This is a genomic window from Micromonospora inyonensis, from assembly GCF_900091415.1.
In the GTDB taxonomy this organism is placed as follows: Bacteria; Actinomycetota; Actinomycetes; order Mycobacteriales; family Micromonosporaceae; genus Micromonospora; species Micromonospora inyonensis.
On the sequence record NZ_FMHU01000002.1, the window covers coordinates 2,699,792 to 2,725,424 of the forward strand.

At 71.1% G+C, this 25,633-nt stretch carries 17 protein-coding genes and 3 rRNA genes; 5 read left to right on the forward strand and 15 right to left on the reverse strand.

The annotated features are described in order from the left end of the window. Positions 1–91 precede the first annotated feature (91 nt). The 5 genes from recN to GA0074694_RS26345 all read right to left on the reverse strand — a co-directional run bounded on the left by recN (position 92) and on the right by GA0074694_RS26345 (position 4,787). A complete protein-coding gene (gene recN, locus GA0074694_RS26325; RefSeq protein ID WP_091462688.1) occupies positions 92–1,849 on the reverse strand; it encodes a DNA repair protein RecN in 1,758 nt (585 codons plus the stop codon). A gap of 107 nt (positions 1,850–1,956) precedes the next feature. Beyond that, positions 1,957–2,862: an NAD kinase gene (locus GA0074694_RS26330; protein ID WP_245714916.1), complete on the reverse strand. Its 906-nt coding sequence runs from the start codon at positions 2,860–2,862 to the stop codon at positions 1,957–1,959. 90 nt (positions 2,863–2,952) lie between these two features. Then, positions 2,953–3,831: a TlyA family RNA methyltransferase gene (locus tag GA0074694_RS26335; protein WP_091462689.1), complete on the reverse strand. Its 879-nt coding sequence runs from the start codon at positions 3,829–3,831 to the stop codon at positions 2,953–2,955. A 19-nt stretch (positions 3,832–3,850) separates the two neighbouring features. Next, entirely contained in the window at positions 3,851–4,159 is a 309-nt protein-coding gene (locus GA0074694_RS33355; protein WP_245714917.1) for a hypothetical protein, read from the reverse strand. 28 nt (positions 4,160–4,187) lie between these two features. Beyond that, entirely contained in the window at positions 4,188–4,787 is a 600-nt protein-coding gene (locus GA0074694_RS26345; RefSeq protein WP_091462691.1) for a phasin family protein, read from the reverse strand. 114 nt (positions 4,788–4,901) lie between these two features. Between GA0074694_RS26345 and GA0074694_RS26350 the strand changes: the two genes are divergently transcribed. Further along, entirely contained in the window at positions 4,902–5,240 is a 339-nt protein-coding gene (locus tag GA0074694_RS26350) for an alkyl sulfatase C-terminal domain-containing protein (protein ID WP_091464029.1), read from the forward strand. A gap of 103 nt (positions 5,241–5,343) precedes the next feature. Here GA0074694_RS26350 and GA0074694_RS26355 read toward each other — a convergent pair whose 3' ends face one another. The 7 genes from GA0074694_RS26355 to tyrS form a co-directional block, all read right to left on the reverse strand. Further along, a complete protein-coding gene (locus GA0074694_RS26355) occupies positions 5,344–6,360 on the reverse strand; it encodes an HAD-IIA family hydrolase (RefSeq protein WP_091462692.1) in 1,017 nt (338 codons plus the stop codon). Beyond that, entirely contained in the window at positions 6,357–7,226 is an 870-nt protein-coding gene (locus GA0074694_RS26360; RefSeq protein WP_425413670.1) for a tetratricopeptide repeat protein, read from the reverse strand. Before GA0074694_RS26360 ends, GA0074694_RS26355 begins: the two co-directional genes overlap by 4 nt. Further along, the gene (locus tag GA0074694_RS31190) at positions 7,181–8,890 is read right to left on the reverse strand and encodes a hypothetical protein (RefSeq protein WP_141714285.1); all 1,710 of its coding nucleotides are present in this window, start codon (positions 8,888–8,890) and stop codon (positions 7,181–7,183) included. The genes GA0074694_RS26360 and GA0074694_RS31190 overlap by 46 nt, the downstream gene beginning before the upstream one ends. Before the next feature lie 133 nt (positions 8,891–9,023). After that, a 5S ribosomal RNA gene (gene rrf / locus GA0074694_RS26370) occupies positions 9,024–9,140 on the reverse strand. A gap of 79 nt (positions 9,141–9,219) precedes the next feature. Continuing rightward, a 23S ribosomal RNA gene (locus GA0074694_RS26375) occupies positions 9,220–12,328 on the reverse strand. A gap of 353 nt (positions 12,329–12,681) precedes the next feature. After that, positions 12,682–14,196, reverse strand: a 16S ribosomal RNA gene (locus tag GA0074694_RS26380). Together the 16S, 23S and 5S rRNA genes form the textbook arrangement of a ribosomal RNA operon. A gap of 644 nt (positions 14,197–14,840) precedes the next feature. Then, positions 14,841–16,127, reverse strand: coding sequence for a tyrosine--tRNA ligase (gene tyrS / locus GA0074694_RS26390; protein WP_091464033.1), 1,287 nt, complete (start codon positions 16,125–16,127; stop codon positions 14,841–14,843). Between the two features lie 100 nt (positions 16,128–16,227). Here tyrS and GA0074694_RS26395 point away from each other — a divergent pair, with 100 nt between their 5' ends. Continuing rightward, the gene (locus tag GA0074694_RS26395; RefSeq protein WP_091462694.1) at positions 16,228–16,617 is read left to right on the forward strand and encodes a PaaI family thioesterase; all 390 of its coding nucleotides are present in this window, start codon (positions 16,228–16,230) and stop codon (positions 16,615–16,617) included. A gap of 24 nt (positions 16,618–16,641) precedes the next feature. Here the strand turns inward: GA0074694_RS26395 and GA0074694_RS26400 are convergent, their stop codons facing one another. Then, positions 16,642–17,277 carry a TetR/AcrR family transcriptional regulator gene (locus tag GA0074694_RS26400; protein ID WP_091462695.1) on the reverse strand — a complete coding sequence of 212 codons (636 nt, stop codon included), beginning with the start codon at positions 17,275–17,277 and terminating at the stop codon, positions 16,642–16,644. Between the two features lie 83 nt (positions 17,278–17,360). Between GA0074694_RS26400 and GA0074694_RS26405 the strand changes: the two genes are divergently transcribed. After that, on the forward strand, positions 17,361–19,409 hold the full coding sequence (locus GA0074694_RS26405; RefSeq protein WP_091462696.1) for a HelD family protein: 2,049 nt from the start codon (positions 17,361–17,363) through the stop codon (positions 19,407–19,409). A 10-nt stretch (positions 19,410–19,419) separates the two neighbouring features. On the opposite strand, the gene GA0074694_RS26410 is transcribed toward GA0074694_RS26405, so the two are convergent. Together GA0074694_RS26410 and GA0074694_RS26415 are read right to left on the reverse strand one after the other, a co-directional pair. After that, complete coding sequence (locus tag GA0074694_RS26410) at positions 19,420–20,742, reverse strand: hemolysin family protein (RefSeq protein WP_091462697.1); 1,323 nt, start codon at positions 20,740–20,742, stop codon at positions 19,420–19,422. Between the two features lie 102 nt (positions 20,743–20,844). Next, positions 20,845–21,483 carry a hypothetical protein gene (locus GA0074694_RS26415; RefSeq protein WP_091462698.1) on the reverse strand — a complete coding sequence of 213 codons (639 nt, stop codon included), beginning with the start codon at positions 21,481–21,483 and terminating at the stop codon, positions 20,845–20,847. Positions 21,484–21,708: 225 nt separating this feature from the next. Between GA0074694_RS26415 and adhP the strand changes: the two genes are divergently transcribed. Together adhP and GA0074694_RS26425 are read left to right on the forward strand one after the other, a co-directional pair. Beyond that, positions 21,709–22,719: an alcohol dehydrogenase AdhP gene (adhP, locus tag GA0074694_RS26420; RefSeq protein WP_091462699.1), complete on the forward strand. Its 1,011-nt coding sequence runs from the start codon at positions 21,709–21,711 to the stop codon at positions 22,717–22,719. A 266-nt stretch (positions 22,720–22,985) separates the two neighbouring features. Next, positions 22,986–25,595: a cation-translocating P-type ATPase gene (locus tag GA0074694_RS26425; RefSeq protein WP_245714918.1), complete on the forward strand. Its 2,610-nt coding sequence runs from the start codon at positions 22,986–22,988 to the stop codon at positions 25,593–25,595. The last annotated feature ends 38 nt before the right edge of the window (positions 25,596–25,633 follow it).

Here is a 25,633-nt window from a genome sequence, read left to right on the forward strand (position 1 = left end):
TTTTCCGTCGCGACATGCCTGAGCAGGGCCGCCTACCCAGGGAAGCACAGGTGAGCGCAGCCCGGTGTGGCTGCGCTCACAGAGCCGTCGGTCACGGCCGTCGTTCCCGGGCCGCCACCGCGAGCAACTCCTCCGCGTGGGCGATACCCAGGTCGGAGTCCGGCAAACCCGCGAGCATCCGGGCCAGCTCCCGGGCCCGCTCGGTGTCCTCCACCATCCGCACGCCGCTGGTGGTCACCGCTCCCCCGGTGTCCTTCGCCACCACCAGGTGCCGGTCGGCGAACGCCGCCACCTGGGGCAGGTGGGTGACCACCAGCACCTGATGGCTACGGGCCAGCCGGGCCAGCCGGCGGCCGATCTCCACCGCCGCCTGCCCGCCCACCCCGGCGTCCACCTCGTCGAAGACCAGCGTGGGCGGACCACCGGAACCGGCGAAGACCACCTCGATGGCGAGCATCACCCGGGACAGCTCACCCCCGGAGGCGCCCCGCTGCAACGGCAACGCCGGCGCGCCCGGGTGGGCCAGCAGGCGCAGCTCGACCTCGTCGGCGCCGTCCGGCCCGATGCCGACCTCCGCGCCGTCGACCTCCAGCGTCGGTTCGCTGCGCCCCGGGGTCCGGGGCAGCACCGCCACCTCGATCCGCGCGTGCGGCATGGCCAACCCGGCCAGCTCGGCGGTGACCTCCCCGGCGAACCGGGACGCCGCCTCCCGCCGGGACGCCGACAGCCGGACGGCCAGCTCGGCCACCTCGGCGGCCAGCCGTTGCCGCTCCCGGTCCAGCTCGTCGAGGACGTCGTCGGAGGTGTCCAGGTCGGCCAGGCGGGCCCGGGCGCGCTCCGCCCAGGCCACCACCCCGTCGACGTCGTCGGCGTACTTGCGGGTCAGCGTACGCAGCGCGGCGCGGCGCTCGTAGATGGTCTGCAACCGGGCCGGGTCGGCGTCCAGCGCCGCGAGGTAACCGGACAGCTCCGACGAGACGTCCCCGACCAGGGTCGCGGCCTCCTCGATCCGGGCCGCCAGGTCGGCCAGCGCCGGATCCGTTCCGGCCTGCGCCTCCAGGGCGCGCCGGGCCACCCCCAGCAGCGCGGTGGCGTCGGCCACCTCGTCGGTCGGCTCCGCGCCGCCGGCCACGCACTGGTAGGCGGTCTGTGCGGCGGTACGCAGCCCCTCGGCGTGCTCCAGCCGCTGTGCCTCCGCCTTCAGCTCGTCGTCCTCACCCGGCTGCGGGTCGACCCGAGTGATCTCGTCCAGCCCGAGCCGGAGCAGGTCCGCCTCCCGGTGGCGTTCCCGGGCGTTGCGCCGCCGGTCGGCCAGGTCGTCGACCACCCGCCGCCACCGGGTGTACGCCTCCCGCAGCTCGTCGAGACGTTTCTCGTGCTCCGGGCCGGCGAACCGGTCCAGCGCGGCCCGCTGCTCGGCCGGCCGCAGCAGCCGGAGCTGGTCGGACTGGCCGTGCACGGCCACCACCTGCTCGCCGACCTCGCCGAGCATGGACACCGGCATGCTCCGGCCCCCCAGGTGCGCCCGGGAGCGTCCCTCCACGGTGACCGTACGGCTCAGCAGCACCGAGCCGTCCTCGTCCGGCTCGCCACCGGCGTCGACGACGCGGGCGTGCACCGACGCGGCGACCCGCCCGGTCAGCCGCAGCCGCCCCTCGACCACCGCCCGGCCCGGCTGGGCGCGCACCCGACCGGCGTCGGCCCGGCCGCCGAAGAGCAGCCCCAGGCCGGTGACGACCATGGTCTTGCCGGCACCCGTCTCGCCCGTGATGACGTTCATGCCGCCGGTCAACGGCAGCGTGGTGTCCTCGATGACACCCAGTCCGGTGATGCGCAGCTCTTCCAGCACAGCCACCGACAGTAGACGCGGGCCCCGACAGTTGACCAGCCGACGCGGCGCGGCCCGGCCGGACCGGCGGATCGGTCAGGGCCGGTGCCCGGCCGGGACGAGCGCGCTCACCTGCGGCCGCCCCGCCAGCCGTGCACCGGCAACCGGAACTTCGCCACCAGCCGGTCGGTGAAGGACCGCGTCCGCAGCCGCACGACGCGTACCGGCAGTGAACCCCGCCGGACGGTGACCCGCGCCCCCGGCGGCAGGTCGTACACGCGGCGCCCGTCGCAACAGAGCACGGCGAGGGTGGTGAACGGGTCCACCGTGATCGAGAAGATCGAGGTGGGCGCGGTGACCAGTGGCCGGCTGAACAGGGCGTGCGCGCTGATCGGCACCAGCAGCAGCGCCTCCACCTCGGGCCAGACGACCGGACCGCCGCCGGAGAACGCGTAGGCGGTGGAGCCGGTGGGGGTCGCGCAGACCACCCCGTCGCAGCCGTACCGGGACAGCGGCCGGCCGTCCACGTCGACCAGGAGTTCGAGCATCTGGGCCCGCTCTCCCTTCTCGACGCTGATCTCGTTGAGCGCCCACGACTCGATGGTCGGGCCGCCCTCGAACTCGGCGGTCACGTCGAGGGTGAGCCGCTCGTCCACCGTGTAGTTCCGCTCGACCACGTCCCGGACGGCCAGGTCCAGGTCGTCGATCTCCGCCTCGGCCAGGAAGCCGACCTTGCCGAGGTTGATGCCGAGCAGCGGCACCTTCGCCGGGCGGGCCAGTTCCGCGGCCCGCAGGAACGTCCCGTCCCCGCCCAGCGCGAAGACGATCTCGGCCCCCTCGACCGCCGTCGGCCCGTCCACCGGAACCACGCCGGGCAGGTCCAGGTCCTCCGCCTCCTCGGCGACCACCCGCACCTCGAACCCGGCGGCGATGAGGTCGGCCGCCACCGCCCGCGCGTGTTCGGTGCTGCGCCGCCGGCCGGTGTGCGTCACCAGCAGAGCCGTCCGGCCCGCCGGGTCAGCCGCGCCCACCACGCCGCGCCTCCTGTCCGACCACCGCACTCCTCGTGCCCACCGATCCCGGCCTTCCGTCCCCGACCACGACCGCGCGGGCCCACCCCGCGCTCACTGCGCCGACCCCTCGGCCACGACCGGGGCATCGGCCGGGCCACCTCCCGCGTCCACCGGGGCGAGTTCCCCGGGCGACCGCGGACCGGCCAGGACCACCGACCGGACCCGCCCGGCGTCAGCCGGCGGGGCGTCCCGGCGTAACCATACGAAGAATTCGACGTTGCCGCTGGGCCCCGGCAACGGGCTCGCCGCCACACCGGCCAGGCCGAGGCCGAGACTCGCGGCGGCGGCGGCCACGTCGAGCACCGCCTCGGCCCGCAACAGCGGATCGCGCACCACACCACCGGAGCCGACCCGCTCCCGGCCCACCTCGAACTGTGGCTTCACCATCAGCGCCAGGTCCCCGTCGGGCCGGGTGCAGCCGGCCAGGGCCGGCAGCACCAGCCGCAGCGAGATGAAGGACAGGTCCGCCACGGTCAGGTCGACCGGCCCGCCGATCCCCTCCGCGGTCAGGGCCCGCACGTTGGTCCGTTCGAAGACCCGGACCCGGTCGTCGTTGCGCAGCGACCAGGCGAGCTGCCCGTACCCGACGTCGACCGCGACCACCTCAGCCGCGCCGGCGCGCAGCAGCACGTCGGTGAAGCCGCCCGTCGACGCGCCCGCGTCGAGGCAGCGCCGCCCGGCGACCGGCAGGCCGGTGAAGGCGGCCAGCGCACCGGCCAGCTTGTGTCCGCCCCGGGAGACGTACTCGGAAACAGGGTCCGCGCCGGTGACCCGCAGCGCGTCGGCGGGGTCGACCATCGCGGCGGCCTTACGGGCGACCACCCCTCGCAGCTGGACCCGACCCGCCTCGACGAGGGCTGCGGCCTGCTCCCGGGACCGGGCCAGACCGCGGCGGACGAGTTCGGCGTCCAGCCGGTTACGACGTGCCATGGGGTGGTTCTCCGGTCGGTCAGGTCTGGTCGATGGTGGCGAGGGTTTCCCGCAGCGTCTGGTACGCGGCCTCGTAGTGGGGAATCTGGTCGGCCGGGGCGAGGGCAGCCGCGTTGGCGATCGCCCGCACGGCGGCGTCGACCGCCGGGTGCCGGACGGCGTCGTCGCCGTCGACCGGGTGGGTCTCCTGGTCCGGCGGCCCGGGACGGATTGCGGCCGGCGGTGCCGGACGGGGCCCACCAGCGGGCGGTGCCGGACGGGGCCCACCAGCCGGCGGTCCTGGACGGGGAGTACCCGGCGGCGGGCCGGGACGGAACGGGGCGCTCACGACCGGCCCCGGCGGCGCGGTCGCCCGGTCATCCGGCCGCACCCGACCCCGGCTCGACCGGGGCGGGAGCGGTCCCGCCGCGGGTCACCGCCTTCTTCGCCACCGCCTTCTTCGCCACGGTCTTCTTGACCACGGCCTTCTTCGCGGGGGTACGCACCTCGAGCCGCGTCTCGTCCGCGCCGGCGGTCCGGCTGACCGTCGCCGGAGCCTTCCGGGCGACCGTCTTCTTCGCCACGGTCTTCTTCGCCACGGTCTTCTTCGCGACCGTCTTCTTCGCCACCACGGCGGCGGTCGACGGCTCCCCCACCCCGGCCGGAGCGGACCCCGCTCGCGCCTCGCGTAGCTGCCGCTCCAGCTCGTGCACCCGTCGGGTCAGCTCCGCGACCTCGTCGGCGGTGGCCAGGCCCACCGCACCCAGCGTCCGGTCCACCTCGAACCGGACCAGCTTGGTCAGTGACTCCCGGTTGGCCGCGCTGGTCGCCACCAGCTCCTCGGCCAGGGCCTGCAACTGGGCGGCCGTCGCCCCACCGGAGCCGACGAGCCGCCGGACCGCGTCCTGTGCCTTCTTCCGGGGCGCCTCCGTGAGGCCCATGGCCAGCTCGAGGTAGGCGCGCCACGCGTCCTGCATACCTGAGTCCTTCCGTGGGGTCGGGATGTGCTGGTGTCACGCTACCGGGCCGGCGGGCGGCCTCCGTGCGGTACCGTGCCCGGAGCGGACGTGGCGCGAGGCGAGGGGGCGATGGTGGCCAGCGTTGACGAGTGCCGGCAGGCGTTGCGGGACCTGGCCGCCCGGCTGGACGCGAACGCGGACAAGGTCCGCGAGCGCATCGACCTGGACCGCACCCTCGCCTGCCGGGTCACCGACCTCGACACGGCCTTCCACGGCCGGCTGGCCGGTGGCCGGCTGGTCGACCTCGCCGACGGCGACGACCCGACGGCCAGGATCGCCCTGGTCACCACCGGCGACGACCTGCTCGCCCTGGTCCGTGGCGAACTCGACGTGGCCCGCGCGGTGGCGTCCCGCCGCGTGTCGATCAAGGCCAACCCGTTCGACCTGATGAAGCTCCGCAAGCTGCTCTGACCGGCCGGCCGGGAGCGACCGCCGACCGCCTGCGCGGTCGGGTGGCCGAGCACGTCGGTCACGCGGCCGGCGGGTGCCCGCCGGCCGGGCTGGCCGCCCCGGCTCAGTCGGACAGACCGAGGGTCCGCAGGGCCCGCTCCGCCCCGGGCGAGGCCGCCCGGACCGGACGACGCCCCGCCGGCGTGGACCAGGCCACCGCGCAGAGCGTGGCTAGGGCGTCCAGCGGCCGACCCGACCCGCTCACCTCGAGCACGTCGTCGCGGACCGCGACCGACCACCCGCCAGCCGTCGTCTCCCCGGGTACGCGCACCACGGCGTCCGGATCGAAGAGTCCCGCCAGGTCCATCGAGACGTACGTCGGTCGTGCCTGCGGAGGCGCGGCGAGCAGGTCGGCCACCCCGCTGACCCCGGTCAACACCAGCAGGCTCGGCAACCCGGCCCGAACCGCGCCCTCGATGTCGGTGTCCAGCCGGTCACCCACCACCAGGCAGCCCGCACCGTCGGCCCGTCGGGCGGCGGTGGCGAACAGCGCCGGCTCCGGCTTGCCGACCACCAGGTCGGGATCCCGGCCGAGGGCCGTACGCAGCGCCGCGACCAGCGCGCCGTTGCCCGGCAACGGACCCCGGGGGCTGGGCAGCGTACGGTCGGTGTTGGTGGCCACCCAGAGTGCACCGGAGCGGACGGCGACCGCCGCCTCGGCCAGGTGGGCCCAGCCGACCTGCGGACCATACCCCTGCACCACGGCGACCGGCTCCTCTTCAGCCCGGTCGACCGGCCGCAGACCTGCGGCACGGATCTCCGCCCGTAACGCGTCGGCCCCGACCACCAGCACCGCCGAGTCGGCGGGAAGGCGGTCCCGGAGCACCTCGGCGGCAGCTGCGGCCGAGGTCAGCACCTCCTCCGGCCGGGCCGGCACACCCATGCCGGTGAGCAGCTCGGCGACCTCGGAGGAGCGGCGGGAGGCGTTGTTGGTGGCGTACGCGACGAGGTGGCCGTCGGCGCGCAGCCGACCGACCGCCTCCACCGCGCCGGGGATCGGCCGGTCGATCAGGTAGATCACGCCGTCGAGGTCGAAGACCACGAGACGGTACCCGTCGACCAGCCGCTCCCCGCCGCTCACCGTCGGTCCGTCCCCGGAGCTGCGTCGGCCTCGTCCGAATCCGGGCCGACCACTTCGGCTCCAGCGGCGTCCGCCGCCGTGACGTCCCCGGCGCCGTCGACGGACTCGTCGTCCCGGCCGGGCTCGTCGTCCTCGGTGGAAGCGCTCGCCCCGGTGTCCGTGCGGGCCTCGACGTCCCCGGCCGGCTCGACGTTGCCGCCGGCGGTGATGTCACCCTCCGCCCGGGCCGTCTCCGACGACTCCGCGCCGGCGTCCTCGTCGACCTCGTCCTCGTCGCCTTCGAGTACCACGCCGTCCAGCTCCAGCAGGCGCTCCGCGGCGTCGGTCTCCGCGTCGGGGTCGGCCTCGGCGGCCCGGGCGAACCACTCCCGGGCCTCCTCGCGCCGGGCCGCCGCCAGCAGCGCGTCGGCGTAGGCGTACCGCAGTCGCGCGGTCCACGGCTGGACCTGGTCACCGGTCAGCTCCGGCACCTGCAGCATGGCCACCGCGGCGTCCTTCTGCCCGAGGTCCCCCCGGGCACCGGCGGCCACGATGAGCAGCTCGACCGCCGTGGCCGGGTCGAGTGCGGCCCGGTCGGCACCCCGGAACAGGTCGATGGCCCGCTCCGGACGCCCCAGCGCCCGCTCGCAGTCGGCCAGCACCGCCAGGTGACTCTGCGCCCCGGTCATCCGGTGGTACGTCCGCAGCTCGGCGATGGCGGTCTGCCACTCCCCGGCGTGGTACGCGGCCAGCCCGACCGCCTCCCGTACGGCGGAGATCCGAGCGGCCAGCCGGCGGGCCGCCAGCGCGTGCGCGAGCGCCTCAGCCGGGTCCTCGTCGATCAGCTGACCGGTCGCCACGAGGTGCCGGGCGACGGTCTCCGCCACCGGCTTGGCCAGCGAGAGCAGCTCCGCCCGGACCGCCGTGTCGAGGTCGCTCGCCACGATCTCGTCCGGCAGGGACGGCGCCTCGACGCGACCGGTGTCGGCCGTGTCCCGCCGTTCCTCGCGACGGTCGTCCCGACCCGCCGGCCGGCTGTCCCGATCCTCCCGACGGGGGCCGCCGAAGCGGTCACCCTCGCGACGACGGTCGCCGAACCGACCACCGTCGTCGCGCCGCGGACGGTCGCCGTAGCCTCCCCGGTCGTCCTCCCGGTGCGAACGCGGCCGGTCCTGGCTGCGGTCGCCGTCCCGGAAGCCCTCCCGGGTGCCGCGACCGCCCTGGTCGCCACCCCGGAAGCCGCCCTCGCGACGGTCGCCCCGGAAGCCGGCGTCCCGCCGGTCACCACCGCGGAACCCACCGTCCCGGCGATCGCCCTCGCGGGCCGAGCCCTCGCGCGGACCCGAGCGGTAGCCACCGCCCTCACCGCGGTCGTCGCGGCGGAAGCCGCCCTCGCGACGGTCGCCAGCCCGGAAACCACCCTCACGGGGAGCCCGGTCGTCCCGACGGAACTCCCCGCCCTCACGACGGAAACCACCCTCACGGGGAGCCCGGTCGTCCCGACGGAACTCCCCGCCCTCACGACGGAAACCACCCTCACGGGCACCGCCAGGCCGGAAGCCACCCTCACCACGGTCATCGCGACGGAGACCGCCCTCACGCGGGCCACGGTCGTCCCGGCGCGCGTCGTGCCCCCGGTGCTCACCACCACGGAACCCGGAGTCCCGGGACGGTCCGCTCCGGAACCCGCCCTCACGGCGGTCGCCACCCCGGAAACCACCCTCACGGGGAGCCCGGTCGTCCCGACGGAACTCCCCGCCCTCACGACGGAAACCACCCTCACGGGCACCGCCAGGCCGGGAACCACCCTCACCACGGTCATCCCGACGGAAACCGCCCTCACGGGCACCGCCGGGCCGGAAGCCACCCTCACCACGGTCGTCCCGACGGAAACCGCCCTCACGCTGGCTACGGTCGTCCCGCCGAGGTCCGCTGTCGCGAGCCCCCCGGTCGTCGCGGCGGAACCCGCCCTCGCGGTCGCCTCCCCGGAACGAACCAGCTCCGCGCGGGCCACCGGGACGGAAGCCACCGTCACCACGATCGTCCCGGCGGAAGCCACCGTCACCACGATCGTCGCGACGGAATCCACCCTCGCGACGGTCGCCACCCCGGAAACCGCCCTCACGGGGAGCCCGGTCGTCCCGACGGAACCCGCCGTCCCGAGGCCCACGGTCGTCGCGGCGGGCGTCTCCGCCCTCGCGCCGGAATCCGCTGCCACCCCGGTCCTCGCGGTCGTCCCGACGGAAACCGCCGGTCCGACGGTCATCGCCACGGAATCCGCCCGGACGTCGGTCGTCGTCACGCCGGTAACCACCCGGACGACCGTCACCGTCGCGGCGGAAGCCGCCGCCCTCCCGGGAACCGCCATCGCGCGGCCCCGGACGGAAGTCGCCGGTCCGGCGATCGTTGTCGCGGGAACCCGCCTCACGACCGCCCCGGTCCGCGCCATGTCCGCCGCGCTGTCCGGCGGATCGCGGATCACGGTCGCCGCGGTACGGCGGACGGTCGTCCCGGCGCGGCGACCCCTCACGGCCGCCTCGACGGTCGGCACGGTCCTCGTACCGACGGGGACGGTCTCCGCCCTCCGGTCCTGAACTCACTGGTACATCCTTCCTCAGTGCGCCACAAACGGCGCTACGCAGTCGAGGGCCGACCCCATTGGGGCGGCCCTCGACTGAAAAGAAGTCCGGCGGTGTCCTACTCTCCCACACCCTCCCGAGTGCAGTACCATCGGCGCTGGAGGGCTTAGCTTCCGGGTTCGGAATGTAACCGGGCGTTTCCCCTCCGCCATGACCGCCGTAACACTATCGACATATCAAACAACCGGTCCAGGTCGTTCGTTAGCCGTGAATCACACAGTGGACGCGAAGCAAAAAGTATGTAGTCAAGTCCTCGGCCTATTAGTACCGGTCAACTGAACCCGTTACCGGGCTTACATTTCCGGCCTATCAACCCAGTCGTCTAGCTGGGGGCCTTACCCATCCGAAGATGGTGGGATACCTCATCTTGAAGCGAGCTTCCCGCTTAGATGCTTTCAGCGGTTATCCCTTCCGAACGTAGCTAACCAGCCGTGCCCCTGGCGGGACAACTGGCACACCAGAGGTTCGTCCGTCCCGGTCCTCTCGTACTAGGGACAGCCCTTCTCAAGTATCCTACGCGCACGGCGGATAGGGACCGAACTGTCTCACGACGTTCTAAACCCAGCTCGCGTACCGCTTTAATGGGCGAACAGCCCAACCCTTGGGACCTGCTACAGCCCCAGGATGCGACGAGCCGACATCGAGGTGCCAAACCATCCCGTCGATATGGACTCTTGGGGAAGATCAGCCTGTTATCCCCGGGGTACCTTTTATCCGTTGAGCGACACCGCTTCCACTCGCAAGTGCCGGATCACTAGTCCCGACTTTCGTCCCTGCTCGACCTGTCAGTCTCACAGTCAAGCTCCCTTGTGTACTTGCACTCAACACCTGATTGCCAACCAGGCTGAGGGAACCTTTGGGCGCCTCCGTTACCTTTTAGGAGGCAACCGCCCCAGTTAAACTACCCACCAGACACTGTCCCTGAACCGGATAACGGTCCGAAGTTAGATACCCAAATCAACCAGAGTGGTATTTCAAGATTGCCTCCACCCGTACTGGCGTACGGACTTCACCGGCTCCCACCTATCCTACACAAGCTAATTCGGATACCAATGTCAAGCTATAGTAAAGGTCCCGGGGTCTTTCCGTCCTGCCGCGCGTAACGAGCATCTTTACTCGTACTGCAATTTCGCCGGGCCTGTGGTTGAGACAGTGGGGAAGTCGTTACGCCATTCGTGCAGGTCGGAACTTACCCGACAAGGAATTTCGCTACCTTAGGATGGTTATAGTTACCACCGCCGTTTACTGGCGCTTAAGTTCTCCGCTTCGCCCCGAAGAGCTAACAGGTCCCCTTAACGTTCCAGCACCGGGCAGGCGTCAGTCCATATACATCGAATTACTTCTTCGCATGGACCTGTGTTTTTAGTAAACAGTCGCTTCCCCCTGCTCTCTGCGGCCATACAACGCTCCACCCGCGCGGGGCTTCACGTCTCCGGCCCCCCTTCTCCCTAAGTTACGGGGGCAATTTGCCGAGTTCCTTAACCACAGTTCGCCCGATCGCCTCGGTATTCTCTACCTGACCACCTGTGTCGGTTTGGGGTACGGGCCGCTAAGAACTCGCTAGAGGCTTTTCTCGGCAGCATAGGATCACTGACTTCACCTGAATCGGCTCGGCATCACGTCTCAGCCCCATGCACCACGGATTTGCCTATGGTGCGGCCTACACGCTTACCCCGGCACAACCACCGGCCGGGCTCAGCTACCTTCCTGCGTCACCCCATCGCTTGACTACTACCCGCCAGGTTCCCACGCTCCCCCAGATCAGTCCGAAGACCTCACCAGGCTCGGGTGGTTAGCACAACGAGGTTCATCAGGGACGCTCTTTCGCGGGTACGGGAATATCAACCCGTTGTCCATCGACTACGCCTCTCGGCCTCGCCTTAGGTCCCGACTCACCCAGGGCGGATTAGCCTGGCCCTGGAACCCTTGGTCATCCGGCGGAAGGGTTTCTCACCCTTCTTTCGCTACTCATGCCTGCATTCTCACTCGTGCCGCGTCCACACCTCGATCACTCGGATGCTTCACCCCCGGCACGACGCTCCCCTACCCATCCACACACCTGCACCAGACATCAAGGCCTGGCGAAGTAAAAATGTGAATGCCACAGCTTCGGCGGTGTGCTTGAGCCCCGCTACATTGTCGGCGCGGAACCACTTGACCAGTGAGCTATTACGCACTCTTTAAAGGGTGGCTGCTTCTAAGCCAACCTCCTGGTTGTCTATGCGACCCCACATCCTTTTCCACTTAGCACACGCTTAGGGGCCTTAGCTGGTGATCTGGGCTGTTTCCCTCTCGACTACGAAGCTTATCCCCCGCAGTCTCACTGCCGCGCTCTCACTTACCGGCATTCGGAGTTTGGCTGATTTCGGTAAGCTTGTGGGCCCCCTAGACCATCCAGTGCTCTACCTCCGGCAAGAAACACGCGACGCTGCACCTAAATGCATTTCGGGGAGAACCAGCTATCACGGAGTTTGATTGGCCTTTCACCCCTAACCACAGGTCATCCCCCAACTTTTCAACGTTGGTGGGTTCGGCCCTCCACGCGGTCTTACCCGCGCTTCAGCCTGCCCATGGCTAGATCACTCCGCTTCGGGTCTAGAGCATGCGACTAAAAACGCCCTATTCAGACTCGCTTTCGCTACGGCTCCCCCACACGGGTTAACCTCGCCACATGCCACTAACTCGCAGGCTCATTCTTCAAAAGGCACGCCGTCACCCCGCAAGGCTCCGACGGATTGTAGGCGAACGGTTTCAGGTACTATTTCACTCCCCTCCCGGGGTACTTTTCACCATTCCCTCACGGTACTTGTCCGCTATCGGTCACCAGGAAGTATTTAGGCTTACCAGGTGGTCCTGGCAGATTCACGGCAGATTTCAGGAGTCCGCCGCTACTCGGGAACACCCACAGAAGGTCAGCAACTTTCACCTACCGGACTCTCACCGCCTACGGTCAGCCTTTCCAGACTGTTCGGCTAGCCACTGACTTTATAACTCCTCGAACACGTGTCAGCATGTTCAGCAGGGTCCCACAACCCCGACCACGCAACCCCTGACAGGTATCACACGCAGCCGGTTTAGCCTCAATCCGCTTTCGCTCGCCACTACTCACGGAATCACTATTTGTTTTCTCTTCCTACGGGTACTGAGATGTTTCACTTCCCCGCGTTCCCCCCATACACCCTATGTGTTCAGGTGCAGGTGACATCACATGACTGATGCCAGGTTTCCCCATTCGGACACCCTGGGATCACAGCTTGGTTGACAGCTCCCCCAGGCCTATCGCGGCCTCCCACGTCCTTCATCGGCTCCTGGTGCCAAGGCATCCACCGTTCGCCCTTGACAACTTGACCACAAAGATGCTCGCGTCCACTGTGCAATTCTCAACCAACGACCAACCCACAACCCACCACATCCCACACCTAAACCCACACGGATCCGGTTTGCGAGACCAGGTCATGCCTGGCAGTAATCACCTAGAAGAACCAACCACCACGGGTTGTTCCTTCAGGACCCAACAGGGTGCCATCCGCCCCTCCCCAGCCGCACCACAACCCCCGTTCCACCACCCCCGAAGAGATGCGTACTAGAAGATTCCGGCCGTTGCCAGGGAAAAACTCACCAGTGTCTCCGCCATCGAGCACCCCGACCCGACATTCGCAGGTCGCGGGCTCCTTACCACCCTTCGGTGGAAGGTGCTCCTTAGAAAGGAGGTGATCCAGCCGCACCTTCCGGTACGGCTACCTTGTTACGACTTCGTCCCAATCGCCAGCCCCACCTTCGACGGCTCCCTCCACAAGGGTTGGGCCACCGGCTTCGGGTGTTGCCGACTTTCGTGACGTGACGGGCGGTGTGTACAAGGCCCGGGAACGTATTCACCGCAGCGTTGCTGATCTGCGATTACTAGCGACTCCGACTTCACGGGGTCGAGTTGCAGACCCCGATCCGAACTGAGACCGGCTTTTTGGGATTCGCTCCACCTCACGGTATCGCAGCCCATTGTACCGGCCATTGTAGCATGCGTGAAGCCCTGGACATAAGGGGCATGATGACTTGACGTCATCCCCACCTTCCTCCGAGTTGACCCCGGCAGTCTTCGATGAGTCCCCGCCATAACGCGCTGGCAACATCGAACGAGGGTTGCGCTCGTTGCGGGACTTAACCCAACATCTCACGACACGAGCTGACGACAGCCATGCACCACCTGTGACCGCCCCCGAAGGACCCGACATCTCTGCCGGTTTTGCGGCCATGTCAAACCCAGGTAAGGTTCTTCGCGTTGCATCGAATTAATCCGCATGCTCCGCCGCTTGTGCGGGCCCCCGTCAATTCCTTTGAGTTTTAGCCTTGCGGCCGTACTCCCCAGGCGGGGCGCTTAATGCGTTAGCTGCGGCACAGAGAACCGGAGAGGCTCCCCACACCTAGCGCCCAACGTTTACAGCGTGGACTACCAGGGTATCTAATCCTGTTCGCTCCCCACGCTTTCGCTCCTCAGCGTCAGTATCGGCCCAGAGACCCGCCTTCGCCACCGGTGTTCCTCCTGATATCTGCGCATTTCACCGCTACACCAGGAATTCCAGTCTCCCCTACCGAACTCTAGCCTGCCCGTATCGACTGCAGGCCCGCAGTTGAGCTGCGGGTTTTCACAGTCGACGCGACAAGCCGCCTACGAGCTCTTTACGCCCAATAAATCCGGACAACGCTCGCGCCCTACGTCTTACCGCGGCTGCTGGCACGTAGTTGGCCGGCGCTTCTTCTGCAGGTACCGTCACTTACGCTTCGTCCCTGCTGAAAGAGGTTTACAACCCGAAGGCCGTCATCCCTCACGCGGCGTCGCTGCATCAGGCTTCCGCCCATTGTGCAATATTCCCCACTGCTGCCTCCCGTAGGAGTCTGGGCCGTGTCTCAGTCCCAGTGTGGCCGGTCGCCCTCTCAGGCCGGCTACCCGTCGTCGCCTTGGTAGGCCATCACCCCACCAACAAGCTGATAGGCCGCGAGCCCATCCCAGGCCGAAAAACTTTCCACCAACGATCATGCGATCGACGGTCCTATTCGGTATTAGCCCCGGTTTCCCGGGGTTATCCCAAAGCCTAGGGCAGGTTGCTCACGTGTTACTCACCCGTTCGCCGCTCGAGTACCCCGAAGGGCCTTTCCGCTCGACTTGCATGTGTTAAGCACGCCGCCAGCGTTCGTCCTGAGCCAGGATCAAACTCTCCAACAAAAACTTGTTGAACAATCGTCCCGGCAACAAAAGTGTTGCCAAAGGAATCCCAACCAACCAGACACACCGAAGCATGCCCAGCCAGTCCGGGGTATAAATCATAATTGGCACTGGCTTATCAAGCACCCTGTTGAGTTCTCAAAGAACAACCACACACCATCCGGAACCCTCACCAGGCGCCATCCGGGGCAATCCGTTCCCACTCCCGCCGCTCTCGCGGCGGGCACTTCTACTACGTTACCTCACCGTTTCCGCCGTGTCAAACCGCTCTGTGGCGCTTTGTCGTGCTTTTATCCGTTTTGAGGCACCACAAATCCAGCTGGCGTCTCCGCCATCCGTACCGTGGGTTTTGACAGGCCGGCCGCTGCGGTCTCCCGCTCGCTCGCCCGGTGCCCTGCCGGTCGCCAACTTTACCCGGCCGGTTCCGCCCCGCCAAATCGACCCCCAGGTCGACCGGTGGAGCACCACCCGGATCCCGGCCCCGGAAGGGGCAGCCCCTCCGACTCCGACACCATTCGCGAACCGGACTCTTCGGGCTTTGCCCTGTTTCGTCCGTTCCGCGCTGGCAGAGAGAAAGTTACGCGTCCAGCGGTTTGATCGTCAAATCCGCTGGACGCGTCCCACGTCACATCATTGCCGTACGGCTATCTGTGCAGCTCAACCCCGGCGAACGAGCGCTTGCCCCGGCGCAGGACGAGAAACCGGCCGTGCAACAGGGAGTCCGGGTCGACCACCGCGTCGGTCTCGGTGACGCGGTCGTTGTTGACGTACGCGCCCCCCTCGGCGATGACCCTCCGGGCTTCCTTCATGCTCGTGACCAGCCCGGACTCGCGGAACAGGCCGGCGACGTCCGGCAGCTCGGCGAGCTGGACCAGCCCGGCCTCGGTGAGCGCGGCGCGCAGGGTCGGCTCGGCCAGCTCCGTCAGGGACCCCCGGCCGAAGAGCGCCCGGCTCGCGGCGACCGCCTGGGCGGTCTCACTCTCGCCGTGCACCATCGTGGTCAGTTCCTCGGCCAGCGCACGCTGGGCCTCACGTGCCGCCGGACGCTCGGCCGTGGCCTTCTCCAGCGCCTCGATCTCCTCGCGGGAGCGGAAGCTGAAGTAGCGCAGGTACCGGTCGACATCCTTGTCGTCGACGTTGACCCAGAACTGGTAGAAGGCGTACGGGCTGGTCATGGCGGGGTCGAGCCAGACCGCACCACCCTCGGTCTTGCCGAACTTCGTCCCGTCGGCCTTGGTCACCAACGGTGTGGTGAAAGCCTGCACCGGACCGGCACCGCGCCGTCGGACGTAGTCGACCCCGGCGGTGATGTTCCCCCACTGGTCGGAGCCGCCGAACTGCAACTGGCAGCCGTGACGGCGATGCAGCTCGTAGAAGTCGTTGGCCTGGAGGAGCTGGTAGCTGAACTCGGTGAAGCTGATCCCGCTCTCCAGGCGGGCCTTGACCACCTCGCGGGCGAGCATCCGGTTGACCGGGAAGTGCTTGCCCACGTCCCGGAAGAAGTCGACCACCGACATCCGGCCGGTCCAGTCCAGGTTGTTGACCAGTTGGGCCGCGTTGGCCCCGGTGTAGGAGACGAAGGGCGCGAGCTGGTCGCGGATGCGCTGGACCCAGCCGCTCACCACCTCGGGCGGGTTGAGCGTCCGCTCGGCGCTCTCCTTCGGGTCACCGATCTGCCCGGTCGCACCGCCGACCAGCAGCAGCGGCCGGTGCCCGGCGAGTTGCAGCCGGCGTGCGGTGACGACCTGCATCAGGTGGCCGACGTGCAGGCTCGGCGCGGTCGGGTCGAAACCGACGTAGTAGGTGGCGCCCCCGCCGTCGAGCAGAGCGCGCAGCTCGTCGGGGTCGGTGGAGTCCTGGATGATGCCCCGCCACCGCAGGTCGTCGGTCAGGTTTTCCCGGTTGGGCGACGGGAGGCTGCTATCGGTCACGGTCACCGATTGTCCCCCATCGCCGGGGGTCGCCACGTAGCGGGTTTCCTCGGGGACCGGCCCGGCTAGGCTGCTCGTCGCATCGACCGAGGAGGAAATTGTGGAGCAGCCGGACCTGAACGGTGGGCTCGTCGCCCTGCTCGGGCTGACGTTCGACGAGATGAGCGCCGACCGGGTGGTGATCCGCTGGCGGGTCCGGCCGGAGTTGCACCAGCCGTACGGCATCCAGCACGGCGGGGTGTACTGCGCGGCGGTGGAGACGGCGGCGAGCGTCGGCGGTTCGCTCTGGTGGGGTGACCGGGGCCGGGTGGTCGGGGTGTCCAACCAGACGGACTTCCTGCGCGCGGTGCGCGAGGGTGAGCTGACCGCGGTGGGCACCCCGTTGCACCGGGGACGCAGCCAGCAGCTCTGGCAGGTGGAGGTCACCGACGACACCGGACGCCTGGTCGCCCGGGGGCAGGTCCGGTTGCAGAACCTCGCCGCGGCCTGAGGAGGCGCGGGCGCCGACGGTCGGTCAGGTAGCCCCCGGCGGGCCGGGTTCGAAGGCCGCGCGGAGCAGGCGGAACGCCCGGTCGGCCTCGGCCAGCGCGTCCGGGTACGCCTGGTCGGCCGTTACGCCGTCGACCAGGCGTCGCCAGTTGTGGCGGGCCAGCACGCGGTGGGTCGCGACCACCTGGGCCGCCGCCAGGCGGGCGGTGAACCGATCGGGCCCGCCCCAGGCCACCGCGAGTGCCTCCTCGTCCCCTTCGGCGTACTGGGCCAGCCGGGCGAGCAGTGCCGGGGTGGTGAAGACCATCTCGTGGTACGCCAGCACCTCCGGGTGGTCGTTGAGCCCGGTCACCGGGTCACGCCGGGCCAGCCCGTCGCGGAAGTGCCGGTGCAGCGCGTCCAGCGGCCCCTCCCCGTCGGCCCGGTTCCGCAGCACCCGCGCGCCCTCCCCCGCGTGGTCGGCGATGCGGTGCAGGACCAGGTCCTCCTTGCTGCCGAAGTACTTGAACAGGGTGGGCTTGGAGACCTCGGCCGCCGCCGCCACCTCGGCCACGGAGACCGCGTCGAAGCCCCGGGCGATGAAGAGCGTGACGGCCGCCGTCGAGATCGCCTGGCGGGTCCGTTCACGTTTGCGTTCGCGCAGCCCGGTGGGAGCGGTCATCGGATCACGCTAACAGTCCCACCCGGACTTGACTGAGGAAGTAAATTTACCGGGTAAAGTTTCTGATCCCGGAAGGTGCCGTCATGACGCTCCCGTCCGACCCGACGACCGGGGCCGAACCGACCCGCGACCTGGCACCGGAGCTGACGTACCTGGCCCGTGTGCACGCGGCGCGGAACCGGGCACTGGACACCGCGCGGCTGCGGGTCGACACCGGGGCAACCGTCGCCGGGGACGGATACACCGCCGAGACACTGGGCCGGATGCTGCGGGGCCACGCCCGGGACCTCGCCGGCCAACCGCACGTGCCGCCGTACTTCGGCCGGCTCGACTTCCTCGACAAGGACGACGAGCACCCCGGCGCGCGCTACTACGTGGGACGGCGACACGTGGCGGACGTCGACGGGTCACCGCTGGTGCTGGACTGGCGGGCCCCGGTCTCCCGGCGCTTCTACCAGGCCAGCGCCGACCACCCCGAGGGGGTGCGACGCCGACGGCGCTTCGGTTGGGCCGTCCGTCCCGGCCGCCCCGCCGAACTGACCGGCTTCGAGGACGAGGACCTTCTCGTCGGCGCGACCGGGGCAGGACCGGGCCGGCTGGTCGCCGAGGAGATCGAACGTCCCCGGGTGGGCCCGATGCGGGACATCGTGGCGACCATCCAGCCGGACCAGGACCGCCTGGTCCGCGCCGACCTGGCCCGGTCGATCTGCGTCCAGGGCGCGCCCGGTACCGGCAAGACGGCGGTCGGGCTGCACCGAGCCGCCTACCTGCTCTACACGCACGCGGCGCGGCTGCGCCGAAGCGGGGTGCTGGTGCTCGGCCCGAATCCGGCGTTCCTGCGGCACGTCCGCGAGGTGCTGCCGGCGCTCGGCGAGGCCGACGTGACCCAGACGACCCTGGCGGAACTGCTGGCCCGGGTGCCGGTACGGGGCCACGACGCGGCGGACGCGGCGATGGTCAAGCAGAACGCGCGGATGGCCGAGGTGCTGCGCCGGGCCCTGGCCGAGCGGATCCGGCTCCCGGAGGAGCCGCTGATGGTGCCGGACGGCAGCTACCGGTGGCGGGTCTCCGTCGAGGCGTTACGGCGGCTGGTCGTCGAGGTACGCGCCGAGCAGCCGCCGTACGCGACCGGGCGGGAGCGGTTGCGGGCCCGGGTGGTGCAGCAGGTACAGCGGCACGCCGAGACGCGGGACACACCCGGCCCGGCGTGGGTGCGCCGGATCAGTCGAAGCCGCCCGGTCGCCGCCCTGCTCGACCGGGTCTGGCCCGCGGTCCGTCCGGAGGAGCTGGTCGCCGAGGTGCTCGGGGATCCGGAGCTGCTGGACCGGGTCGCCGGGGACCTGCTCGCCCCCGCCGAGCGGGCGGCGATCCGGTGGCCCCGACCGCGTACCCCCCGGACGGCACCCTGGACCGAGGCGGACCTGGTGCTCATCGACGAGGCGGCCGGCCTGCTCGACCGGCCGACCGGCTACGGACACGTGGTGGTCGACGAGGCGCAGGACCTCTCCCCCATGCAGTGCCGCGCGGTGGCCCGGCGGGCCGTGCACGCCTCGCTCACCATCCTCGGCGACCTGGCCCAGGGCACCACCCCGTGGGCGGCGTCCAGCTGGCGGGAGCAGGTGGCCCACCTGGGCAAGCCCGATGCGGCGGTGCTGCCGCTGACCGCCGGGTTCCGGGTGCCCGGGCCGGTGGTGACGCTGGCCAACCGGCTGCTGGCCACGCTCGGGGTGGACGTCCCGCCCACGGTGCCGGTGCGGGGCTCCGGCGAACTGCGGATCCATCCGGTCGTCGACCCGGTCGCCGCGCTTCCCGCTCTGGTGCGCGGGGCGCTGGACCGCCCCGGTTCGCTGGCGGTGATCGCGGTCGAGACGGCGGTGCCGGTCCTGGCGGCGGCCCTGCAGGCGGCGGGCCTCGAACCCACCGGGCCGGAGCCGACCGACGGACGTCTGACGCTGCTCGCCGCCGGGCAGGTCAAGGGACTGGAGTACGACCACGTGATCGTGGTCGAGCCGGCGGCGATCGTGGCCGCCGAGCCGAGGGGCGCCCGCCGTCTCTACGTGGTACTCACCCGGGCGGTCTCCCGGCTGGACGTCATGCACGCCGCACCGCTGCCCGCGGGGCTGGCCGGTTGAGAGACGCGGGTCAGCGCTGGGCGGGATCCAGGGCCGGCTCGGCGTCGGCGGGCCGGACCGGCCGCTCGCCGGGGCGTACCCGCACCCGGGAGATGGCGTGGTGGTCGACGTCGGCGACCTCCAGCCGCCAACCGTCGATGCTCACGTGTTCCCCGGCCTCGGTGGGGATGTGCCCCAGGCAGGCCAGCACCAGCCCGGCGACGGTGGTGTAGTCCCCGTCGGGTCGGCCGGGCAGTTCGACGCCCACGTCGGCCAGGTCGTGCACGGGGAAGGTGCCGGGCAGTAGGAGCGTGCCGTCCGGTTCGGGGTGCACCGCGCGCACGTCCCGGTCGGTCTCGTCGTAGATCTCGCCGACGATCTCCTCCAGGATGTCCTCCAGCGTGACGATCCCCTCGACCGCGCCCCGCTCGTCCACCACCAGCGCGATGTGCTGGCGTTCCGCCTTGAACTGGCGCAACGCGTCGACCACCGGCAGCGAGTCCGGCAGCAGCATCGGCGGGCGGACGCACTCGTCGACCGGCCGGTCGGCCGGTACCCCCACCAGGTCGCGCAGGTGGATCACGCCGACCGCGTCGTCCAGGCCGCCGTGCCGGACCACCGGTGCCCGGGAGTGCCCGGAGGCGGCGAGCACCAGCCGGGCAGCGTCCGCGGTGGTGCCGCTGTCCAGGCAGAAGACCTGCAACCGGGGGACGAGAACCGCGCGCAGCCGTCGGTCGGCGATCTCCACCGCGCCGGCGATGATGGTCTGCTGCTCCTTGGTGAAACCGTGGTTGCCGGCGACGATGTCCCGCAGCTCGTCCGGGCTGATCTCGTCGCGTTGCGGCTTCGGGTCGACGCCGAGGAGGCGCACGACCAGGTCGCTGGTGGCGCCGAGCGCCCAGACGGCCGGGCGGGAGAAGCTGGCGATCACGTCCAGCGGGCGGGCGACGAGCAGCGCCCACCGTTCCGACCGCTGCATCGCGACCCGTTTCGGGGCGAGTTCGCCGAAGACCAGGGTGACGAAGGTCAACGCCAGGGTGACCAGCACGATCGCCGCCGTCTCGGCGGCCCCGCCGAGGAAGCCGAGCAGCGGTACGAGTGGCCGGGCCAGCGAGACGGCCGCCGCCGCGGAGGCGAGGAACCCGGCCAGGGTGATGCCGATCTGGATGGTGGCCAGGAACCGGTTCGGGTCGCGGGCGAGCTTCGCCAGCACCCGGCCGGAGCGGCTGCCGCGCTCCAGGCGTTGCACCTGGCTCTCCCGCAACGAGACCAGGGCCATCTCGCTGCCGGAGAAGACCGCGTTCAGCACGACCAGGACTCCGACCAGGGCCAGTTGGCTCCAGTAGCTCTGCACGCCGTGAATCTCCTCACGCAGCCCGCGCCGGCTCAGCGGCGCCGCGGACCGGTGGTCCCGGCCAACGTACGCGTGTCTTTGCCCCGTGGCCGGGGTGGCGAATCATCGCCCGGCGTCGTTCCCGGCCGGCAGGTCGAGCACGTACGAGTCGCCCTCCGGGCGGAAGCCGAGCCGGTGATAGTACGGGGCGACCATGCCCGGCGGGCTCACCACCCGCTGGTACCCCCGGTCGGTGAACAGGGTGCTGCGGCGGAAGACGAACTCTCCCGGGGTCAGGTCGCGGAAGCGCTGGGTGACGTAGTCCAGGTCGATCTGGGCGACGTCGTTTGCCTCCGCGTGGGAGAGCACCACCCCGACCACCTCGTCGGAGCGGAGCACCAGGAAGGCCTCGCCTCGGGCACGTTGGTCGTCCCAGCGGAAGTCCGGGTTGAACCGGGCGATGTCCCGGGCGTGCACCCGCAGCGTGTGGGCGAGGAACTCGTCCCGGACGCCGACCTGCACCACCTGGTACGTCTGCTCGTCGTGCCGGGTGGCGAGCAGTTTCCGCAGGTACCAGACGTTGATCACGGCGAGCACCACGTTGAGCCCGACCATGGGCCAGACCGACAGCGCGGCGTTGTACCAGATCAGGACCAGGCAGCCGACGAGGTTGAGCGCGCGCAGCCGCAGGATGCGCGCCTGGAGCAGGGACCAGACCAGCAGCGCCGATCCGGTCCACCCGATCATGTCCAGCCAGTTCACGCCGCGAGGGTAGCCGTGCCGGGCGGCGGTATCGCGCGGTACCCGGGGCGGTGGCCCCGTCGGCCGTGCCGGGTGGACACGGGCTGGTGACAGGGGGTGGCGTCCGTGCCGATCGTCCCGACCGGGGCGGGTCGGAGGTCCCGAACCCGGCGGTCCTGCGCCCCTGACCGTCGGCGGTGCTAGCGCCCAGGCTGGGGACGGAAGCGAGAAGAGGGAGGCCCCACGATGCGCGCCACTGTCGTCACCGCGTTCGACCGTCCGCTGGAGCTGCGTGAGCTGCCGGTGCCGGAGCCGGGCCCCGGAGAGATCCTGGTCCGGATCGAGGCGAGCGGTCTCTGCCACACCGACATCCACGCCGCCCGGGGTGACTGGCCGGTCAAGCCGAACCCGCCGTTCGTCCCCGGCCACGAGGGCGTCGGCCTCGTGGAGCGGGTCGGCGAGGGGGTCACCGAGCACGCCGTCGGCGACCGGGTGGCCCTGCCCTGGCTCGGCTGGGCCTGTGGGAGCTGCGAGTACTGCGTCACCGGCTGGGAGACGCTGTGCGAGGCGCAGCGCAACACCGGGTACGCCATCGACGGCGCACACGCCGAGTACGCGGTGGCGTCGGCCCGGTACGCGGTGCGCGTGCCCGACGGGGTCGACCCGGTCGAGGCGGCCCCGCTGACCTGTGCGGGGGTCACCACGTACAAGGCGGTCAAGGTGGCCGGGGTGCGACCGGGCGACCGGGTCGCGATCTTCGGCATCGGTGGCCTGGGGCACCTCGCCCAGCAGTACGCCCAACTGTTCGGCGGCGAGACGGTGGCGGTCGACGTCACCGACGACAAGCTGGCGCTGGCCACCTCGCTCGGCGCGACGCACACCGTCGACGCGGCCGGCACCGACCCGGTCGCCGCGATCACCGCGCTCGGCGGGGTGGACGTGGCGATCGTCCTGGCCGCCAGCCCCACCGTGATCGAGCAGGCGCGCCGCTGCCTGCGCCGCGGCGGTCGGCTGGTGCTGGTGTCGCTGCCGAAGGAGAACGACATCACCCTGCCGGTCTTCGAGACGGTGCTGAAGGGGATCACGGTGATCGGCTCGATCGTCGGCACCCGCGCCGACCTGGCCGAGGTGTTCCGGCTGCACGCCGCCGGACGGACCCGGGTGGTCCTGGAGACCCGCAAGCTCGACGAGATCAACGACGCGATCGAGGACGTGCTCGCCGGTCGGGTCGCCGCCCGGCTGGTGCTCCAGCCCTGACCACGGTCGTCGCCGCCCGGGAGCGGGCGGCCGGCGGCGAGCCGGGGCGCGGATGCCGCAGCGGGCCGCGCCCGGTTCGCCGTCGCGGCCCGGCCGGGGCCTGACCCCCGCCCGACCGGGCGGGGGCGCCCGCGCGGGCCGGAGGTCCCGGGTCGGACGGGCGCAACGCCCCTGCCGGACGGCCGGTGGCCGGACGGATGCTGGGGCGGGACGGCGCGGTCGATCGGACGCGCCACGGGAACGGGTGGAGGTCGAGGGTGGGCCAGGTGACGGCAGGGAACCGGACGGTGGCGGAACGTCCGCCGTCGGGTCCGGTGGGCCTCGGCGCGGCGGAGGCCGCCGAACGGCTCCGCGTCGAGGGACCGAACTCGGTGGCCGCGCCGGTCCGCCGGCACCTGGTCACCCGGGTCGCCCGTCAGCTCGTCGACCCCCTGGTGGCGCTGCTGCTGGCCGCGGCGGTGGTCACCGCCCTGCTCGGCGACCTGCCGGACACCGTGGTGATCGTGCTGGTGGTGCTGGTCAACACCGTGATCGACGTGGTCCAGGAGGTCCGCGCGGACAAGGCCATCGCCGCCCTGGACCAGTTGGCCGCCCCCACCGCCCGGGTGGTCCGCGACGGTGTCGACCTGGTCGTCCCCGCCGTCGACCTGGTCCGGGGCGACCTGGTCCGGGTCGAGGCCGGCGATGTCGTCCCGGCGGACCTGCTGCTCGGGGAGAGCAGCCGGCTGCACCTGGACGAGTCGGCGCTGACCGGCGAGTCGGTACCGGTCGTGCGGGACGTCGGCGAGGAGGTGGCGGCCGGCACGGTGGTCACCACCGGGCGGGGCACCGGCACCGTCGTACGCACCGGCGCGGCGAGCGCCCTGGGCCGGGTCACCGCCCTGGTGGCGGCTACCCGGCCGGCGGCGACGCCGCTGCAACGCCGGCTGGTCGCGCTGGGCCGGGTCCTCGGTCTCGCCGCGGTGTCCCTCTCCGCACTGGTCTTCGGTGTCGGCGTCCTCGGTGGGCAGCCGGTGGTGGAGATGGCGATCACGGCGGTGAGCCTGGTGGTCGCGGCGGTGCCCGAATCCCTGCCGGCGGTGGTGACCCTGGCCCTGGCCCTGGGTGCCCGACGGATGGCCGGTGCCCGGGCGCTCCCGCGACGGCTGCACGCGGTGGAGACCCTCGGCTCGGTCACCGTGATCGCGTCCGACAAGACCGGCACGCTCACCGAGGGACGGATGTCCGTGCAGCAGGCGGTCACCCCGGACGGCGCGGGCTACGCGGTCAGCGGCACCGGGTACGCGCCGCACGGCGAGGTGCGGCGCGACGGTGCGCGGGTGGGCGTGCCGGACGAGCTGCGCCGGCTGGCCCGCGCCGGGCTGCTCTGCAACGACGCCGCCCTGCTCCCGCCGGAGCCGGACCGGCCCGAGTGGGGTGCGGTGGGCGACCCGCTGGAGGCGGCGCTGGTGGCGTTCGCGGCCCGCTGCGGACTGGACCCGCTGACCACCCGGACGGCCTGGCCCCGCGTGGCCGAGCACCCCTTCGACCAGGCGAACCGGCGGATGACCACGGTGCACCGGACCTGCGAGGGCCGGTACCTGGTGGTGTGCAAGGGTGCGCCGGAGAACGTCCTGACCCGTCCGGTGGTCGACGCCACCGACGACGAGCTGGCCGAGCTGACCGATGCCGCGCACCAGCTGGCCAGCGCCGGGCTGCGGGTGCTGGCGGTGGCGACCGCGCTGGTCACCGAGCTGCCCGATCCGGCCGACCCGGCCGGTCTGCGGCCCGCCGGTCTGGTCGCCGTCGGCGACCCGCTGCGCGCCGGGGCGGCCGACATCGCGGACCGCTTCGACGCGGCCGGGGTGCGGTTGCTGCTGATCACCGGCGACCACCCGGCGACGGCGGCGGCGATCGGCGGGCAGCTCGGGCTCTGGCGCGACGGGGACCCGCTGGTGCGGGGGGACGACGACGACCTGACCGACGTCCACCCGGCGGCGCGGGTCTTCGCCCGTACGCAGCCCGACCAGAAGCTCGACATCATCGCCGGCCTCCAGGCCGCCGGCCACGTGGTCGCCATGACCGGGGACGGCGTCAACGACGCGCCGGCGCTGCGCCGGGCCGACATCGGAATAGCCATGGGCGGCGGTACCGAGGTCGCCCGGCAGGCCTCCGACCTGGTGCTGGTCGACGACAACCTGACCACCGTCGCCGCCGCGATCGGCGAGGGCCGCCGGATCTACGACAACATCCGCCGGTTCCTGCGGTACGCGCTCTCCGGCGGGGTGGCCGAGGTCGCGGTGATGCTGCTCGGGCCGCTGTTCGGGCTGCCCGTGCCGCTGCTGCCGGCGCAGATCCTCTGGATCAACCTGCTCACCCACGGACTGCCCGGGGTGGCGCTGGGAGCGGAGCCGGCCGGGCCGGGCACCCTGCGTCGCGCGCCGCGCTCTCCGCAGGAGTCGGTGCTCGGCGGTGGCCTCGGCCGGGCCATCCTGCTCACCGGCGCGCTGATCGCCGCCGTGGCGCTGGCCGCCGGGGTGGCCGCCGCCGCGCTGGACCGGCCCTGGCAGTCGGTGGTCTTCGTGGTCCTCGGGCTGGCCCAGCTCGGCGTCGCCCTGGCGGTGCGGGCGCCACGTCCCGAGGGCCGGGGACACGGCAACCCGGGACTGCTCGTCGCCGTGCTCCTGTCGGCGCTGCTCCAGGTCGCCGGGGTGTTGCTGCCGCCGCTGCGGGAGCTGCTCGGCACCGCGCCGCTCGGCCCGGTCGACCTGTTCGCCTGCGTCGCGGTGAGCGCGCTGCCCGGCGTACTCCTGCGCCTGCTCCGCCGGCCCGCCGAGGCCGTCGGCGGCGGCGGGACCAACGGCCCCCGGGCCGGGACGTCGGCCTCTCCCCGCTGACCTGCCCGAACAGCCAGACTGGGACCGGACGAAGGAGG

Coding starts and splice junctions, on each gene's coding strand:
- GA0074694_RS26345 (WP_091462691.1), bottom strand. CDS start 4,787: ATGCAGGACGCGTGGCGCGCCTACCTCGAGCTGGCCATGGGCCTCACG.
- adhP (WP_091462699.1), top strand. CDS start 21,709: ATGCGCGCCACTGTCGTCACCGCGTTCGACCGTCCGCTGGAGCTGCGT.
- GA0074694_RS26335 (WP_091462689.1), bottom strand. CDS start 3,831: ATGGCACGTCGTAACCGGCTGGACGCCGAACTCGTCCGCCGCGGTCTG.
- GA0074694_RS26405 (WP_091462696.1), top strand. CDS start 17,361: ATGACGCTCCCGTCCGACCCGACGACCGGGGCCGAACCGACCCGCGAC.
- GA0074694_RS26400 (WP_091462695.1), bottom strand. CDS start 17,277: ATGACCGCTCCCACCGGGCTGCGCGAACGCAAACGTGAACGGACCCGC.